Source organism: Pararobbsia silviterrae, assembly GCF_003628125.1.
GTDB lineage: Bacteria > Pseudomonadota > Gammaproteobacteria > Burkholderiales > Burkholderiaceae > Pararobbsia > Pararobbsia silviterrae.
Genome location: NZ_RBZU01000002.1, coordinates 545,741 through 562,332, shown reverse-complemented (window position 1 = coordinate 562,332; position 16,592 = coordinate 545,741). Strand labels below are relative to the sequence as shown.

General features: G+C 61.1%; 14 protein-coding genes and 1 pseudogene. 4 read left to right on the top strand and 11 right to left on the bottom strand.

Features of this window, described 5'->3' with window-relative positions; all coding sequences use genetic code 11:
• Positions 1 to 286: 286 nt before the first annotated feature.
• The 4 genes and pseudogenes from D7S86_RS07810 to D7S86_RS07800 all read right to left on the bottom strand — a co-directional run bounded on the left by D7S86_RS07810 (position 287) and on the right by D7S86_RS07800 (position 2,630).
• Positions 287 to 937 (bottom strand): FecR family protein, encoded by a 651-nt coding sequence (locus D7S86_RS07810; protein ID WP_240648035.1) that lies wholly within the window; start codon positions 935 to 937, stop codon positions 287 to 289.
• A 174-nt stretch (positions 938 to 1,111) separates the two neighbouring features.
• Positions 1,112 to 1,273 (bottom strand): annotated as a pseudogene (locus D7S86_RS30620) (FecR/PupR family sigma factor regulator); the annotation flags it as partial.
• Positions 1,274 to 1,385: 112 nt separating this feature from the next.
• Positions 1,386 to 1,901: an RNA polymerase sigma factor gene (locus D7S86_RS07805; protein WP_240648034.1), complete on the bottom strand. Its 516-nt coding sequence runs from the start codon at positions 1,899 to 1,901 to the stop codon at positions 1,386 to 1,388.
• A 24-nt stretch (positions 1,902 to 1,925) separates the two neighbouring features.
• On the bottom strand, positions 1,926 to 2,630 hold the full coding sequence (locus D7S86_RS07800; RefSeq protein WP_121085172.1) for a TonB C-terminal domain-containing protein: 705 nt from the start codon (positions 2,628 to 2,630) through the stop codon (positions 1,926 to 1,928).
• A 482-nt stretch (positions 2,631 to 3,112) separates the two neighbouring features.
• Between D7S86_RS07800 and D7S86_RS07795 the strand changes: the two genes are divergently transcribed.
• Positions 3,113 to 4,954: a phospholipase D-like domain-containing protein gene (locus D7S86_RS07795; protein ID WP_147432253.1), complete on the top strand. Its 1,842-nt coding sequence runs from the start codon at positions 3,113 to 3,115 to the stop codon at positions 4,952 to 4,954.
• 346 nt (positions 4,955 to 5,300) lie between these two features.
• Here D7S86_RS07795 and D7S86_RS07790 read toward each other — a convergent pair whose 3' ends face one another.
• From D7S86_RS07790 to D7S86_RS07770, 5 genes are all read right to left on the bottom strand, one after another.
• Positions 5,301 to 6,032: an SDR family NAD(P)-dependent oxidoreductase gene (locus tag D7S86_RS07790; RefSeq protein WP_240648033.1), complete on the bottom strand. Its 732-nt coding sequence runs from the start codon at positions 6,030 to 6,032 to the stop codon at positions 5,301 to 5,303.
• Complete coding sequence (locus tag D7S86_RS07785) at positions 6,029 to 6,790, bottom strand: SDR family NAD(P)-dependent oxidoreductase (protein ID WP_121085166.1); 762 nt, start codon at positions 6,788 to 6,790, stop codon at positions 6,029 to 6,031. Before D7S86_RS07785 ends, D7S86_RS07790 begins: the two co-directional genes overlap by 4 nt.
• Positions 6,791 to 6,893: 103 nt before the next feature.
• The gene (locus D7S86_RS07780; RefSeq protein ID WP_121085164.1) at positions 6,894 to 7,736 is read right to left on the bottom strand and encodes a polysaccharide deacetylase family protein; all 843 of its coding nucleotides are present in this window, start codon (positions 7,734 to 7,736) and stop codon (positions 6,894 to 6,896) included.
• A 72-nt stretch (positions 7,737 to 7,808) separates the two neighbouring features.
• Entirely contained in the window at positions 7,809 to 9,110 is a 1,302-nt protein-coding gene (locus tag D7S86_RS07775; RefSeq protein WP_121085162.1) for an MFS transporter, read from the bottom strand.
• A 14-nt stretch (positions 9,111 to 9,124) separates the two neighbouring features.
• Positions 9,125 to 10,594: an amidase gene (locus D7S86_RS07770; RefSeq protein WP_121085160.1), complete on the bottom strand. Its 1,470-nt coding sequence runs from the start codon at positions 10,592 to 10,594 to the stop codon at positions 9,125 to 9,127.
• A 183-nt stretch (positions 10,595 to 10,777) separates the two neighbouring features.
• Here D7S86_RS07770 and D7S86_RS07765 point away from each other — a divergent pair, with 183 nt between their 5' ends.
• Positions 10,778 to 11,539 carry an IclR family transcriptional regulator gene (locus D7S86_RS07765; protein WP_121085158.1) on the top strand — a complete coding sequence of 254 codons (762 nt, stop codon included), beginning with the start codon at positions 10,778 to 10,780 and terminating at the stop codon, positions 11,537 to 11,539.
• Between the two features lie 67 nt (positions 11,540 to 11,606).
• Here the strand turns inward: D7S86_RS07765 and D7S86_RS07760 are convergent, their stop codons facing one another.
• Positions 11,607 to 12,071, bottom strand: coding sequence for a GNAT family N-acetyltransferase (locus tag D7S86_RS07760; RefSeq protein WP_121085156.1), 465 nt, complete (start codon positions 12,069 to 12,071; stop codon positions 11,607 to 11,609).
• A gap of 93 nt (positions 12,072 to 12,164) precedes the next feature.
• Entirely contained in the window at positions 12,165 to 13,688 is a 1,524-nt protein-coding gene (pdxR, locus tag D7S86_RS07755) for a MocR-like pyridoxine biosynthesis transcription factor PdxR (protein ID WP_420813211.1), read from the bottom strand.
• A 122-nt stretch (positions 13,689 to 13,810) separates the two neighbouring features.
• Between pdxR and gabT the strand changes: the two genes are divergently transcribed.
• Both gabT and D7S86_RS07745 read left to right on the top strand, forming a co-directional pair.
• Positions 13,811 to 15,097, top strand: coding sequence for a 4-aminobutyrate--2-oxoglutarate transaminase (gabT, locus tag D7S86_RS07750; RefSeq protein WP_121085154.1), 1,287 nt, complete (start codon positions 13,811 to 13,813; stop codon positions 15,095 to 15,097).
• Between the two features lie 16 nt (positions 15,098 to 15,113).
• Positions 15,114 to 16,565, top strand: coding sequence for an NAD-dependent succinate-semialdehyde dehydrogenase (locus D7S86_RS07745; protein WP_121085152.1), 1,452 nt, complete (start codon positions 15,114 to 15,116; stop codon positions 16,563 to 16,565).
• The last annotated feature ends 27 nt before the right edge of the window (positions 16,566 to 16,592 follow it).

The following is a 16,592-nucleotide window of genomic DNA, read 5'->3' as shown; positions in this document are numbered from 1 at the left end:
CGAATAGATAATCTGCTCTTCGGTAAGACGGGTGAGGCCATGCAAATCCACTACACTTTTTGACGGTCTCCGAAATCGCGGACTGGCATGTACCGCGAAGAGCCCACGCCCAAAGGCCCCGCGACGAATCGGTATGCGTATCCGACACAATTTCGCGAGCGGCATCTGACCCTGGAGCACCTCCCGCATCGCGCGAGTGCTCGACCCAGAAACCCATCGCGGGCGCATTCGACTTGACACACTGGGCATCCAACGCATTCATGGCCGGATCGCCCCGCATCACGTGTCAGCCGAGCAGCAACACGCCGCCAGGTAATCGGCGCGCATCGAGATCGTAGGTGCGCTGAATTTGCTCGAGCACGACATCGAGCAAGCGAATATCGAAGCGTCCGCTCATTTCACGCGCGCCGACATCTTGTTTCACTAACACGACGCGGCCCGGACGGTAGCGATTGATCTCGGCGATCACCTCGCTCAACGGCGTGCGCCGGAACACGAGCACGCCACTACGCCACGCGGAAAGCGCAGCCACATCGACCGCTTTGGCCGTGCCGATTGCGTCGCTCGCATACTCCAGCATCTGCCCGGCACCGAGCACCCGCTTCCCCGTCGGGTGGTACACCGCCAACGTACCCGCCACACAGCTCACGCAGGTCTTGTCACCGGTATGGCGAACTTGGAAACGACCGGCCGACGCAATCGTCTTCGCGCCCTGCGAAAGCACGCTAAAGCCGGCCGTCTGCGCGTGTATGTCGATCGCCGCTTCTCCGCTGACGAGCTCGATGCCGACCGTCACACCGTTCACCGTCTGCCGGCTCACCGCCGTCATCGTATTCATCTCGACGTTGACGGCATCGGTCATCGCGATCTGACGTTGCTCACCGGCTACCGTGCGGAAATCAGCGGCGCGTTCGTGCGCCGACGGCCACAGCCCCATGGGCGGCCATACGAACGCCGCGCCCGCGGCGGCAACCGCCGACACCGCTCCGCCTAGCCAAGCGCGTCGAGCAAGCGAAACATCGGACTTCGGGCGTTGCGACGCTTCACGTTGCGCGGACTGATGCAAGCGCGACAACACCGGACTCAAATCGTCCCACGCGCGTTGCGCCTCGACAAACGCGTGCGCATGGCGCTCGCTTGTCGCGCGCCACCGCTTGAATGCCTCAGCATCGACCTGAGTCACGGTCGTGGTACGCAAGCGACGCAACCAGGCTCGCGCCTCGCGCTCGAGCCGTGCCGAATCCTCGCTAGCCTTATTGACTCCTGCCGTCATCGATTTATCCCAAACACAGACGCCGTCGCACCGCAGACAGCCGCGTGAATCGGCACGACACAACTCTTGATGGATAGACGAACCCGGATGACACAATCCACATACATTTTCATTATTTTTTCCGCAACGGCTCGGCGCTGCGGCTCAGCCGCGTGGCGCAGAAGTCGTGAGCCTTGCGGAGCTCCTGTTCGACCGTGCGCAACGATACGCCGAGCCGATCGGCCACCTCCTGCTGCGGCAAGCGCTCCCAACGTACCATCAACAAGATTCTCTGCCGTCGTTCGGGCATGGTCTGGATGATCTTGACGAGCGCGTCGAGATCCGACCTCGCTTCGGCCACTTGCGCAGGCCCTGGCGACGTCTCCGGATGTTCGAGTAGACCCTCGATTTCCTCGGCGCTGAGCACACGGCTGCGGCTGCGCTGATGATCGATTGCGATATTGACCGCGATTCGCATCAAGTACGCGCCCATGTCTCGCACGGGTCCCAAGTCCTCGCGACTCTCGAGGCGCAGCCAAGCATCCTGCAAGGCATCGCTTGCGAGTTCCGCGTTGCCGAGATGCCGCGTGAGCCGCCTCTTAAGATCGTCGTACCGCTGAACCAGAAACTCCCGCAGCGCGGGCGTCACATTATCAGACATGATCGCGCCGCCTCAAGGCTGCGCCGGACATTCGGGTCCGTGCGGCACGATGGCCATATAGATCGGCAGCGGCATCGCCGGCGGTGGAGGTTCTCCGATCGATACCTGCCCGAGTACCACTTGAATGGCCAAATCGCGGTCTCGATTCCCCGTGCTGTGCAGCAAGCGCAGCGCCTCGATATGACCCGTGGCGTCGATATCGAATCGGATCGCGGTGCTGTAGTCGCCCGGTTTGGCGAGTGCGGTCGAGCACAACGCATCACGAATCGCAGACTGAATCTGACCATCGTAACCGCGCGTGTCGACCGAGGCGTCCGACGCGTCGCCGGATACTGCGCTCGAGGCAGATACATTTGGCGCGGTCTTGAGCACAAACGCGCCTTCCTGCCCTGTCGTGATGGCGTCCGCGGCCAATCCAGTCCCCGTGAGCAGCAACTGGAGCGCCGCTTCGCGCCCGAAAACACCATGCACGCTCGTCGACACGCGGCCGGCGACGAGTGCCGAGTCGAAGATCACGGGGCGCCCGGAGGCTGCGCCGTATTGCTCAAGTGCCGTGTCAAGCGGTTGCGCGTCGATATCGAATCTTGTCATATCTTGTGGTGCATCTTGACGTCGATTCATCGACTGCGCCCGCGCCTCGAGCGCCAACAAGGCGTTCCAGGCCAGCAGCCACACGATCAGCACGACGACTCTGATCGGGGTCTTCTTGGCCGTCATGGATCAGCACCAAATCGCGGAATCAAAGAAAATGACCGCAATCGACTCGACGCGGTCGCGCACACTATATGAAGAGTTCGTGTCGTTTCGGTGACGCGAATCTCGGCATCGCTCGCCAGCGGCAGGCCGACTTCGCGCCGAGACCACGGAGAAGCCGACCCCGTCGGATTGAGGGGTAGCGTCAAGCGTATGCGTCATGCAAAGCACACGACCGAACATCGCACGCTAGGCGCGATGTTGAATCAAGTTCACCTTTAACTTCACCTTTAACTTCACCTTTAACGCGTGCCGACTTTCTCGCCATCATCGGCCCGGGTTTACGATGTGCGAACGACCTTGTTTCCGCCATAAATAGTTCAACGCGTCGTCCTATCATTTTTTAGCTTGCCTGCAGGCGCAACGTCGTTTCAGTCTCGCGACACACCCGACACATCGATGCGCACCGCGCATGCGGCGTGCATCTCCCGTGCAAGGAGACAAACATGACCACGAAGTGCATCGCATTTTCTAACAACGATGTCATCCTCATCGCCTGGACGTTCGTCGAGAAACTGCCGGGTTGCGTGGGCTTCGATATACGACGCATTGCAGCCGACAAAGCCAATACGTCCAGTCACGAGCTTCAAGGCGATTCGCTTCCTGCGATGGCCGGATTCACTTCCGACCCCGATGGCGCGCAAGGCGGTCAAACAACGGCTCAGAGTCCCATTCAAAAATTCTTTTGGAAAGACCTTTTTGTGAAGGGTCTGACGCCCGGGCAAACATTCGTGTATCAGATCGTTCCCATGGGCGGCACGTTCGCACCGGGTGCACGCCCTAATCTGACGCCGCTTCCTGGCGTGAACCCCATCTTCTCGCAGCCGATAGGCTTGAACGCGAACCATGGACCTGCCGAGGCGCCCGCTTCGCTCGCTTGTTACTTTAATCGCGGCATCCTCGCGACCCAGGCGTTGTCCAGAGAACTCCCGTCCGGTCGTAATGGCACGCCGGCATCCGGCACGCTGCTAAAGCGCATCGCCAACCCCAACGACTCCCTGCGCAAGGCGCTCGCGGGTGACCTGGTCAATGTCCTCCCCTCACTCTTGGTAGAAGCAAAGGCAAAAGGCGGTCGGTGCTATGGGGCGCTCTATGAGCTATCCGACCCGCAGCTCGAAGCGTCTCTCGTTGGCAACAAACAGTTGCACCTGATTCTGTCGAATACTTTTGACAGCAAGACGGGCGACATCGATACGGAGAACGCGCCTGCGCGCGAGGCGCTCCATCAATCCGGCGTGGACATCATCGACCGGATGTTTCCGGACGGCAATCATATCGGCCACAACAAGTTCATGTTGCTGACCGACGCGAACAACGGCCCGCTTGCGGTCCTCACAGGCTCGACAAACTGGACGCCCACCGGACTGTGTGCGCAAACGAATAACAGCATGATCGTCCGCTCATCTTCGGTCGCCAACCAGTACCTCGAATATTGGACGGCTCTGAAGAAAGATACCGTGGAGGCTCAAGGCGACCCGCACGCCCTGCAAAGCAAGGCGCTACGAACGGCGAACCAGCAGCCGCACTCCGTCGACGTACCCGGCGCGCGCAAAGGAACCGCCTGGTTTTCCCCGAACACGGCCCAAAAGAGCAAGGCCAAGTCCGTTACGCCAGTCGATATGGCAGACGTCTACGCGCGTATCGAGAAGGCAAACTCGGCTGTGCTGTTCCTTGCCTATGACCCCGGTCAGCCCAGCATCATCGACGCCGCAGCCAGCGCGCAGGTGGCGAATCCGAAGCTATTCATCCGTGGCGCGCTCACAAACGCCGTTCGCGCCGGAAACTTCGTCATCGACCTGCACGACAATCACACGACGCCGGATGACCCGGCCCAGGTCATTCCCGCGACCGGTGTCAACGACGCCTTCGGAACCTGGGAGAAAGAGTTGCTCAGTGCGGGCCATGCCGTCATTCACGACAAAATCGTCGTCATTGACCCGTTTGACCCGGAAAGCTGCACCGTCATCGTCGGGAGCCACAATCTGGGGAACAAGGCCTCATTCACCAATGACGAAAACTTGCTCATCATCGAAGGTAATGTGAGTCTCGCCTCGGCCTACGCGGTACACGTGCTCGATGTCTATGACCACTATCGGTGGCGTTATCTGTTGGCGCAGCACGGCACAAAGGACACATGGCAGGGCCTCCAAGACAATGACGCGTGGCAAGACAAGTACTTTCCCGCGGCGGGGAAACCGGGGAACCCGGAGCTCGCATTTTGGCTACAGGCGGCAAACACGCTGCCGGCGCATCTCCCGGCCTCTCGTCGTCCGAAGGCCAAGGCATAGCGACGCCCAAGCTGAAGCGTATCCGCCGACGTGAGCTGCGCCTTTGAATCGGTGCAGCGCGCTCCGTTCCGCCACGGCTTGCCTGGATCGATAAGACCGTTTCGATGCGCTCCTCGCAAGCCCGGTCAAGTCGTCGCGCACTCACGCATCGGGACCGTTGTCCGACCGAATATCTCGCGGTACTCCACGCACGCTGATCAATCGACGCAGTACGTCGATCACGCGGTGCGAGCGCATCGAGCCGGCGACGTCGAGCCTCCTCGGCACGCTGATGAAGGGAACGCGTCGTCGTCTTAGGGAGTCGTGCAGCCCTTGAAAAATATAGCCGCCGCTGTGGAAAGGCGCGCTACAGCGACCGGCAACTCAACCATCCACCGTCAACGGCGATCACCTGTCCATTGACGAAATCCGATTGGTCGCCGCAAAGAAACGAAATGACCGAAGCCACGTCCTTCGGCAAACCGACTCGCCGCAGGGGTGTGGCATCAAGCATGGCCTTGCGGTACGCGTCATCGCGTTCGAGCCTGGCTTCGGTCATCGGTGTGCGTATCAGGCCCGGAGCGACCGCATTCACCCGAATACCTCGCGGCGATATTTCAGACGCCAGTTGCCGCGTGAACTGAGAGATCCCCGCCTTGGCGACGGCATAGGCCGTGGAGCCGGGAAAACCCGTCTCGCCGTACACGGACGCGACATTGACGATGGCCGACGGATTCGCCATGAGCGGTATGCAATCCCGCGTCAACCTTAGCACCGCACGCAAATTGACATCGACAATGCGGTCGATCAGCGCGTCATCGCTGTCTTCCAGACGCTTTGAACCACCGATGCCGGCGTTGTTGACGAGGACATCGAGCTTCGGCGCAAGCGTCGTGAGCTTCGACACAATAGTGGCCGGCGCATCGCTCGCGGTGAGATCCAATTCCAACCACGTGACAGGCAGGTCTTGAAGATGACTGGCACTGACATCGACCGCCAACACGTGATACCCGTCGCGAACCAATCGCTCCACGGTTGCGAGGCCGATCCCTTGATTCCCGCCTGTCACCAACGCCAATCGACTCGTCATTTCGCTCATGCCAGACGCCCTCCATCCACAGGCAGACATACGCCGGTCGTGTACGACGCTTGATCGCTCGCGAGAAACAGCGCGGCATCCGTGACCTCACGCGCGGCACCGAACCTTCCGAGCGGGTATCGCTTCAGATATTCGGCCTTGCGCGCGGCGACGGCCTCCGGACTGCCGGCCGCGTCGAAAGTCGCTTGCAACATCGGTGTTTCGATCGAGCCCGGACATACGCTATTCACGCGTATGCCGTCGCTCGCGTGAGCGAGCGCGAGACTTCGCGTGAACATCGCGACCGCGCCTTTGGACGCCGAGTACGCCGGCAACGTCCCGCTTCCGGCCAAGCCCGCCGACGAACCGAACGTCACGATATTCCCCTTGTTTTTGCGGAGATGCGGCAACGCATACTTGACCATCAAGAATGTGCCGCGGACGTTGATGTTGAATATCCGGTCCCATTCCGCCACGCTGCATGCTTCGATCGGCGTTCCGGCGCCAATTGTGCCGGCCGCCGTCAGGAGGACGTCGAGACCGTCGATGTCCGACGCCTGCTGCCACGCCCGCGAAACGCTCGTTTCATCCGCGACGTCACAACACAGCTGGACCGTCGGCGCGGCAATCGAACCGGCCGTGTCCGCCAGACCTTTTGCGTCGACATCAAACAAATAGAGTTTCGCGGCCCCTTCCGTCGCGAGGCCTTGGGCGATGTCACGACCCAAGCCCGAGGCTGCACCTGATATGGCGACGACACGCCCTTGAAACCTTCCCATTGCGCTGACCCCAATGCGATGGCGTATCGCGCCATCTAACCCAAATACCGCGCTCACCGTCAGCGCGTCTTGCCTTGATGACATCGCATCGCGTTGCGATACGCTAGTCTTCCCAGCAGTCGTGAATCTCGCTCATCGTCGCAAACCAGACGCCTTGATACGACGAAATTTTTTCAAGCAGCCGCCGCAGCATCATGATGTACGGTGCTTTTCCGATCGACTGAGGATGGAAGGTAAAGAACACCGCCGCGTTTCGGACTTCTTCATACGCGTAGGTGAAATGGTCGAGCCACCGCTGAAGGACCACTTCCGGCGGCGACATTCCCGCGTTCATGCGTGGCACGTACTCGATGACAGGAAAATCGTCGAGATGCCATGACACGGGCATTTCAAGAATCTTCTTGCTAGGCTCGCTGAAGATGTTGCCGCCGTCTTCGCGTATCGTGACATTGCACGGACGGTAAGGCTCGAAGTCGCGGCCCATGAGCGAGGAATCCCACTCGAATCCATGGTCCTCCAAAATCGTCAACGTGTTTTCAGTCAAGTCCCACGAGGGTGAACGGTATCCTCGCGGACGCTTGCCGATGATGGACTGGTGCAGACCGAGCTGCTTCTCCATCAGCGCACGTTCAGCCTCCTCGCTCAGGCCACCGACTTTTTCGTGTACGCAGCCATGGGCACCGATTTCGTGCCCATTCTTTAAAACCTCCTCGAACTGACGCGGAAATGTCTGCATGGTGTGCGTGGGCGTGAACCACGTCGACTTGATGTCGAAGCGGTTCAGTTCCGCGAGCAGTCTCGGCGCCGCGACCACGGCGCCGTATTCCCCACGCGACAGATAGCCCGGCGAAGTCAGGCCGAAAGACGTCATCCACACGGACTGCGCATCGAAGTCGACGCCTATATTGACCGCGATTCGTTTTCCCTGGGGTAGCTTCAGCGACATGGTTCGGCTCCTTGTTTATAGCAATCATCCGCTCGATGACTCGCGCGCGCAGAGAACGCGTGCGACCCGCCGTCAACGGTTTACCAGGCGCGCCGGCACGAAGACAGCGAGGATGAGCAGTCCCAACGCGTAGAACCCGGCGAGAATGAGCATCGCGGCATCCGTGCTGCCCGTCGCATCTTTGACCCAACCGATCAGGTAGGGGCTCAGAAACCCCGCCGTGCTCGTCGTACAGTTGATGAACGCGACGGCGGCGGCGGCGCCCGCTCCTGCGAGGAACGCCGTCGGCAAGCTCCAGAACAGCGCGTTGCCGGCAAATGCGCCGATCGATGCGATCGAGAGCGCGGTCAGCGCCAGCGCCGTGTTCGAACTGAATACGACGCTTAGCCACATGCCGAGGCCGCCGATTGCCATTGCCGCGCCAAGATGCCATTTCCGTTGCCGCGTCCGGTCCGCACTGCGGCCGAGGAGCACCATCCCAACGATGGCCGCGGCCGACGGGATGGCCGACAGCAAACCGGTTTCGAGGATGCTCTTGACACCGGTCGCTTTAATGATGGAAGGCAACCAGAAACTGATGCCGTAGTTGCCGAGTGCAAGGCAATAGCAGACGGCGATCAGAATCAGCACACGCTTGTCCGTAAAGATTCGAGCGATCGGGACATGCTGCTTCTGCGCTTCATCTTCGTCGATCGCCTTCTGGAGAAGATGCTTTTCCTCGGCGTCCAGCCAGCTCGCGTCGGCAATTCGATTCGGCAACTTGAAGAACAAGACGAACGCGAGAACGATCGAGGGCACGGCCTCGACAAGAAACATCCACTGCCAGCCGGCGAACCCGTGTGCGCCGCTCAAGGATTGCATGATCCAGCCGGACAGCGGTCCGCCGATGAGACCGGATGCCGGAATCGCGGTAAAGAAAATGGCCGCCACGCGACCGCGCTTTGCACTCGGGTACCAATACGTCAAGTAGTGCACGACGCCCGGAAGAAACCCGGCCTCGGCGATGCCCAGCAGCAGCCGAAGGATATAAAACGTCGTCGGTGTCTTGACGAAAATCATGGCCCCCGCGAGAACGCCCCAGGTCAGCATGATGCGCGACAGCCAAACTCGCGCACCGACTTTGTGAAGCATGATGTTGCTCGGCACTTCGCATACCGCATAGCCGATGAAGAAAATTCCCGCACCAAGACCGTAAACCGTCTCGCTGAACTGCAAATCCGAAAGCATCTGGAGCTTCGCAAAGCCGACGTTCACGCGGTCGAGATAGGCTGCGACGTAGCAAATAAAAAGCAAGGGGATCAGACGCAAAGTGATCTTTGCGTAGGCCGCGTTTTCCATCGTGGCGTCCGCTCCACGAGCGGGCGCTGTCGTCATTCGGTTTTCCATCGTTACGCTCTCGTCTTGTCGTCTTGCCGGATGTTGAGAATCGGACGTCGTTTCGATGGTTGCCACGTGCCTGTAGCTTCCAGTTGCGACGCGAGTTGAATGAGTAAATCTTCGCGGCCATATCGGGCAATGATCTGAGTACCCACAGGCAATCCGTCCTGCGTCCAATAGGTCGGCACGCTTGCCGCCGGTTGCCCCGACGCATTCACGATCGCGAGATACGTCGAATACGCCGCGACCTTCTCGCGAAAGGACTGGAAAGTGCCGGTCATGGCGAGCGCGCCGAGCGTGGCAGGCAACTGATTCAGCGTCGGCGTGAGCACGATGTCCCACGTATCGAACGGCGCATCGAGCTTTCGACCGATCCAGTGGAAGCGCGCGACGGCGGCCGCGTATTGCGAAGCCGAGACGGTCTTGCCGAACGCGTAGCCGTCACGGATCGCCGGTTCGAGGTCATCGTTCGCCAGCGTTCGGCCCAATGCTTTGAGTCGCGCGTCCACCGACAGCACGATATTTGCGGACAGGACCCGGATATGGTCCGCGACGAACGCGTCGTATTCGAGATCCGCCGGCGCCGGCTGATATTCGACGTGATGCCCCAATTCCGAAAGGAGACGGGCGGTTCGATCGACGGCCGCCGCGCATTCCGGAGCGAGCGGAATCGCATTCAACGGCGCCTTCCAGACGCAAATACGAAGCGGCTTGTCAAAAGCACGCCCGACCGCCGCCATGAGCGGACGCTCGAGCGCCGGCGCGGTGTACGGCGCGCCCGGCTCGAAGCCGCTTACCGAATCCAGCGCTCGTGCCGTATCGCGAACCGTGCGCGTGATGACGCCGTCGACGGCCAAGCCGCCCCAACCTTCACCGCGGTACGGTCCCATCGGGACCCGGCCTCGAGACGGCTTCAAGCCGAATACGCCGCAGCACGATGCAGGAATACGAATCGAACCGGCGCCATCGCTTCCATGCGCGATGGGGACGATTCCGGTCGCGACACTCGCCGCGGCGCCGCCGCTCGATCCACCGGCGGAACGCGAGGCGTCATACGGATTTCGAGTCGGACCGCCGTTGCGCAGGGCTTCCGTGGTGGGCGCCATGCAGAGTTCGGGGACGGTCGTTCTCGCAAAAGGAATGAGCCCTGCAGCCTCGAAACGTGAAACCAGCGTGGCATTCGCCGCATAGCGCGTGCTGTCGAACAGCGAGGAGCCGAGCTTCGACTCAAAGCGTGACGAGGCAAGCCCGGAGTCTTTGAGCAAAAACGGGATCCCATGGAAAACGCCTTTCGACGCCCATGCCGCGGCGACTTCACGCGTCGCGTCGAACTCCGGATAGCAGATCGCATTGAGCTGAGGGTTCAGGCGCTCCGCCAATCCGATCGCGCACTCCAAGAGCTCCGCCGCCGTCACGTCACCGTTGCGAATCCGCTCGGAAAGCGCGATTCCATCGTGCTCCGTATAGTCTTCTTCGTGCATGTCGTACCTGATTCATCCGGCCGCGATGTTCCGGCTCGGCGGATGCGTTCGCGCTCCGCGGCAGGAAAAAGGCACTTGACCGGTGTATTAAATAGCAATACAGTTGCATTGATGGTGAGTATGGTGTCATTTTTCAAAATCCCCTGCAACTAGTAAAAATCCTCGCGGATAGCGGAGGCATGCTTGGCAACGAAGGACAATCTCTACGTACAGTCGCTTGCCCGCGGACTCGACTTGCTCGAGGCGTTCTCGATGAGAGGCGGCCCCCTGAGTCTCGGGGAACTCGCGGAGCTCACCGGCTTGGACCGAAGCGCGAGCCAGCGGCTCGCGCACACGCTCGTGACCAAGGGTTATCTCGAGAAGGCGGAGGGCGGACGCGGTCTGGTGCTGGGCAAGGAAATCCTTGCGCGGACCTTCGATTTCTTGCGCAATTCGACGCTGATCGAACGGGCGACGCCCATTCTCGAAGAGCTTCAGAAAGAGACGGGGGAGCGGGTCGACCTCAGCCTGTTCGACGACGTGAACATCGTCTACGCGCTGCGTCGCCAGTCGAAACGGCAGACCTATTACGCGACGCTCATCGGTCGACGGATTCCGACGTTCTGTTCGTCAGGCGGTCGCGCCATGCTCTCGAAACTTCCGAGCGCAACCGTCGATGACATCCTGGGCCGCTCACAGCTCACACCGTTGACCCCGAAAACTGAAACGCGCATCGACCGGATCAAGGAGAAAATCGAGGAGGCGCGGACTCGCAACTTCGCGATTGCCGAAGAAGAAAGCTTGATTGGCGAACTCGCCTTGGCGAGCGCCGTGACAGACCGGGACGGACAGCCTCTTGGGGCCATACACATCGCCGGCTCGTGTTCGGACTGGACCAAGTCAGCCTTTGCGAAGCGATTCGCGCCGCTCGCGATCGAAGCGGCACGCGCGATCGGCGGGCGCTAGCGTCGACCGTGCCCCTCTCGCGCGCCGCGCGGCAGATCCGCGTGACGCGCGGCTTACGCGCCCATCGTCACGACAGCGCTCGTCGATAGACCAGGAATCCCGATTTCGTCGCGACTTGGTCGTAGAGCCTCATCGCGTTTGCGTTGGTCTCGTGGGTCTGCCAATAGACACGCTCGGCGCCTGCTTTTTTTGCCTCGTCGTACACCGCTTCGATCAGCGCGCGCCCTATTCCCTTGCCGCGCTGCGACGCATCGGTGAAGAGGTCCTGTAAATAGCAGATCGTGCCGGCCATCGTCGTATGTCGGTGGTACAGGAAATGAACCAGGCCCACCAGTTGGTCGTGCTGTTCGGCCACCATCGCGTGCATCGGTTCATATCCGTCGAAGAACCGCCGCCAGGTCAGATCCGTCATCTCGCGCGAAAGGGCCGTCGCGCCGACGCGTTCGTAAAATGCGTTATACCCGTCCCATAGAGGCAGCCACGATTCGAAGTCCGTCGGCTTGACGTAGCGCACGATAAAAGCGTTATCCATTGCTCGATCCTTTGATGTAGCGAAAGTATAGGGATGCCGAGGTTCGTCTGATAAGTGCCAATTCGGGCGGCAAGAGGGAGCCAGTCGGATAAATCAGCGCACCCCGCCGCATACGCTGTCGATTGCGTTCGCGAGCGTTTGAAAACAAGGTCCGATTTCTTCGTCGGGAACGCACGCATAGCCGAGCAGAAGCCCGGAGCGAGCACTCGCGCGATTCGAGTAGTAGCTCGACAGGGGCCGCGCAACGATGCCGCGCTCCAACGCGCGCGCCGCGACTCGTGTGTCGTCGACGTCGTCGGGCAATTGCATCACCAGATGCAGTCCTGCATCGCCCCCCGCCACGGCGAACTGATTTCCGTACTCCGCATGCATCGCGTCAAGAAGCACTTTTCGCCTCGACGCATACAGTGCGCGCATCTTCCGGACATGCGAGGTGAAATGGCCCGCGGCGATGAATTCCGCTAACACGGCTTGTTGAATGAGTTGCCCCTCGCGATAAAGCTCGGCGCTCGCCACGGCGAAGTTGTCCGCCATCGATTCGGGCACGACGATGTATCCGACCCGGAGCCCTGGAAAAAGCGTTTTTCCAAAGCTACCGACGTAGATGACCTGGCCCGTTTCATCGAGCCCTTGCAGCGATGCCAAGGGACGGCTGCTATAGCGGAACTCGCTATCGTAGTCGTCCTCGATGATCCAGGTGCCGTGGCGCTGTGCGAACTCGAGGAGCGTTCGGCGCCTTGCGAGGCTCATCACACAGCCCAGAGGATATTGATGCGAAGGCGTCACCAGGACGAGCTTCGGGGGGTGCTTGAGGTCATCGGACGAAGGCGCCATCCCTTCCGCGTCGACAGCAATCGGACGAACGCGCAACCCCGAAATCTGGAGCACGCTTCGAATGCCCCAATAGCAGGGATCTTCGGTCCAGATGGTATCGCCCGGGTCCGACAACAGTCGAACGGCGAGGTCGATCGATTGATGAATCCCGGTCGTCAAAATGATCTGCTCGGGCGCGCATCGAACGGATCGCGAGGTCCGCAGATAGTCTGCGAGGGACTGACGCAGCGCCGGCAAGCCGCCCCCCGGCGCGTACGTCATCAAGTCCAAGCGGGGACGTCGCCAATGGGTGTTGTGCAAGCGCGTCCAGACGCGCACGGGGAACCGCGATACGTCGGGGACGCCCGGCATGAACGCGCCCCATTGACGCTTCGAGACGCCCGCGCCTTCGACGAGCGCGTGGCCCCGATTCGACAGTGGCAAGGTGCGGGTCTGCAAAGGCCGCGGCACGGCGCGTTCGTCTTTGGTCGCAGAGGCATCGCGCAAGACATGTGCAGTACCGCCCACCATTTCGTCGGGGCTCGTATCGACAACGAAGGTGCCTCGTCCGGTCGAGCACGTGACATACCCTTCCAACGTGAGCTGCTCGTAGACCTGAATCACCGTATTGCGCCCTAGGCCCAGCTCCCGCGCGAGCAACCGGGACGACGGCATGCGCGCCCCCGCAGCTAACGCATGCGTGAGGATGGCTTGTTGCAACAGGCCGTGAAGCTGCCGGTAGAGCGGTTGATCGGCATTGCGGTCGAGCCGCTGCGACAACCAGTCAGAGAGGATGGCCGACACTCGAATTGGCTCCCACAATCATTCTTAATTGGATCTACGGCGCAGAACCATTAAAAATTATAGTGCATCCTGCCAAGTCACCGGGAGGGCCGGTGCCACAATGAACGGAACGGTGCCACGTCATGAATAACGTTGCTTTGCTTGCTAGAAAGAATGCTGCCACGCCTCGCGGTGTCGGTGTCATGTGCGAGTTTTACGCGGCTCGCGCGCTCAACGCCGAACTCTGGGACGTCGAGGGGAACCGATACATTGATTTCGCCGCGGGCATCGCTGTCAACAACACGGGCCACCGCCATCCGAAGATCGTGGAGGCGATCAAAGCACAGTTGGACAACTTCACGCACACGGCCTATCAAATCGTTCCGTATGCCTCATACGTCGAGCTGGCCGAGAAGATCAACACGCGCGCGCCCGGTGATTTCGAAAAGAAGACGGCCTTCTTCACCACGGGCGCAGAAGCCGTGGAGAACGCAATCAAGGTTGCGCGCGCCGCGACGCGTCGTTCAGGCGTGATTGCGTTCACGGGGGGGTTCCACGGCCGCACGATGATGGGCATGGCATTGACGGGCAAAGTCGCGCCGTACAAGCTGGACTTCGGTCCCTTCCCCGCAGAGGTGTATCACGCGCCGTTTCCGAATCCGTTGCACGGTGTCAGCACAGCCGATTCGCTCAAGGCCCTGGATCTCCTGTTCAAGGCCGACATCGATCCGAAGCGCGTGGCGGCCATGATTTTCGAACCGGTGCAAGGCGAAGGCGGTTTCAATCCGGCTCCATTGGACTTTGTCCGAGCGCTGCGTCGCATCTGCGACGAACACGGCATCGTGTTGATCGCGGACGAAGTGCAGACGGGCTTTGGCCGCACCGGGAAGCTGTTCGCGAGCGAGCACTACGACGTTGCCCCCGACCTCATCACGATGGCAAAGAGCTTGGCGGGCGGCATGCCGCTGTCGGGTCTGGTCGGCCGCGCCGACATCATGGACGCCGCGGCGCCCGGCGGACTCGGCGGAACATACGCCGGCAACCCGCTTGCCGTGGCTTCGGCGCTTGCCGTGCTCGACATCATCGAATCGGAGCGGCTCTGCGACCGCGCGGTCAAACTCGGCAACACGCTCAAGGACACGCTTGCGGCTTTGCGCCCGGAGGTCCCGCAGATTGCCGATATTCGCGGCCCGGGCGCGATGGTCGCAGTCGAATTCTTCTCGGACGAAGGCACGCGGCAACCCGACGCGGCGTTCGCGAAGCACGTGCAGGCCGCCGCGCTCAAAAGCGGGCTTCTTTTGCTGATCTGCGGCGTGAACGCGAATGTGATCCGGTTCCTCTTTCCCCTCACGATCGAGGACCGTGTGTTCGACGAAGCGCTCGGCATCCTCACGGCGTCGCTGAAAGCGCCGGTTCCAGTCGCCGCCTGAGCCGGAGGTCAAGACAATGCGCATGAAACACGACACGCTGCTCCGCACGCAGTGCTTGATCGACGGCAAGTGGACGGATGCCGATCACGGCGAGACCTTCGACGTGGCCAATCCGGCGACCGGGACGGTGATCGCTCGCGTGCCCAAGATGGGCGCGGCGGAAACGCGCCGCGCCATTGACGCGGCGAACGCGGCATGGCCGAACTGGAAAAAGCAAACCGGCAAGCAGCGTGCTGCCGTATTGCGTCGCTGGTTCGAACTGATGCTCGAAAACATCGACGACTTGGCGCTCATCTTGACGACGGAGCAAGGCAAGCCGCTTGCGGAAGCCAAGGGAGAAATTCAATACGCGGCGTCCTTCATCGAATGGTTTGCCGAAGAAGGAAAACGCGCCAACGGCGAGGTGCTTCCGACCGTGGCGGGCGACCGGCGTCTCATCGTGACGAAAGAGCCCGTCGGCGTCTGCGCGGCCATCACGCCTTGGAACTTCCCGGCGGCGATGATCACGCGCAAAGCGGGTCCGGCCTTGGCCGCCGGATGCCCGATCGTCGTGAAGCCCGCCGAGGCGACACCGCTCACCGCACTGGCGCTCGCAGCCCTTGCGGAACGCGCGGGCGTCCCGGCCGGCGTCCTGTCGGTCATCACGGGAGACCCGATCGAGATCGGCGGCGAGCTCACGCGCCATCCGACCGTACGGAAGCTTTCCTTTACGGGGTCGACTCAAGTCGGTCGAACCCTGATGGCGCAATGCGCGCCGACGATCAAAAAGCTGTCGCTGGAGTTGGGTGGCAACGCACCGTTTATCGTGTTCGACGACGCCGATCTCGATGAAGCGGTCGCCGGCGCTTTGGCATCGAAATACCGCAACAGCGGTCAGACGTGCGTGTGCACGAATCGCTTCTACGTACACGATCGCGTGTACGACGCCTTTGTGTCGAAGTTGAGCACGGCGGCCGAAGGCCTGAAAGTCGGCTTGGGAACCGAGGAAGGCGTCGTGCAGGGACCGTTGATCAACGAGGCGGCGGTGATCAAGGTCGAGGCGCATATCCGGGACGCGCTGACAAAGGGCGCTCGCGTGGTGACCGGCGGCCATCGACATGCCTTGGGTCAGGGCTTTTTCGAGCCCACCGTCCTCGCGGACGTGAACGAAACGATGCGGGTGGCCCGTGAGGAGACGTTCGGACCGCTTGCACCGGTTTTTCGATTCGACTCCGACGAGGACGTCATTCGGCAAGCCAACGACACCGAATCCGGCTTGGCGGCGTATTTCTATAGCCGCGATATCGGTCGGATCTGGCGTGTCGCGGAGGCTCTCGAGTACGGCATGGTCGGCATTAACACGGGACTCATCTCGAACGAAGTCGCGCCTTTCGGCGGCGTCAAGCAGTCGGGTCTGGGGCGCGAAGGCTCCCACTTCGGCATCGACGACTATCTCGAGCTCAAATACCTGTGCGTCGCGGGCATCTGATCGACCGGCGTCGTATCGACCCGATCG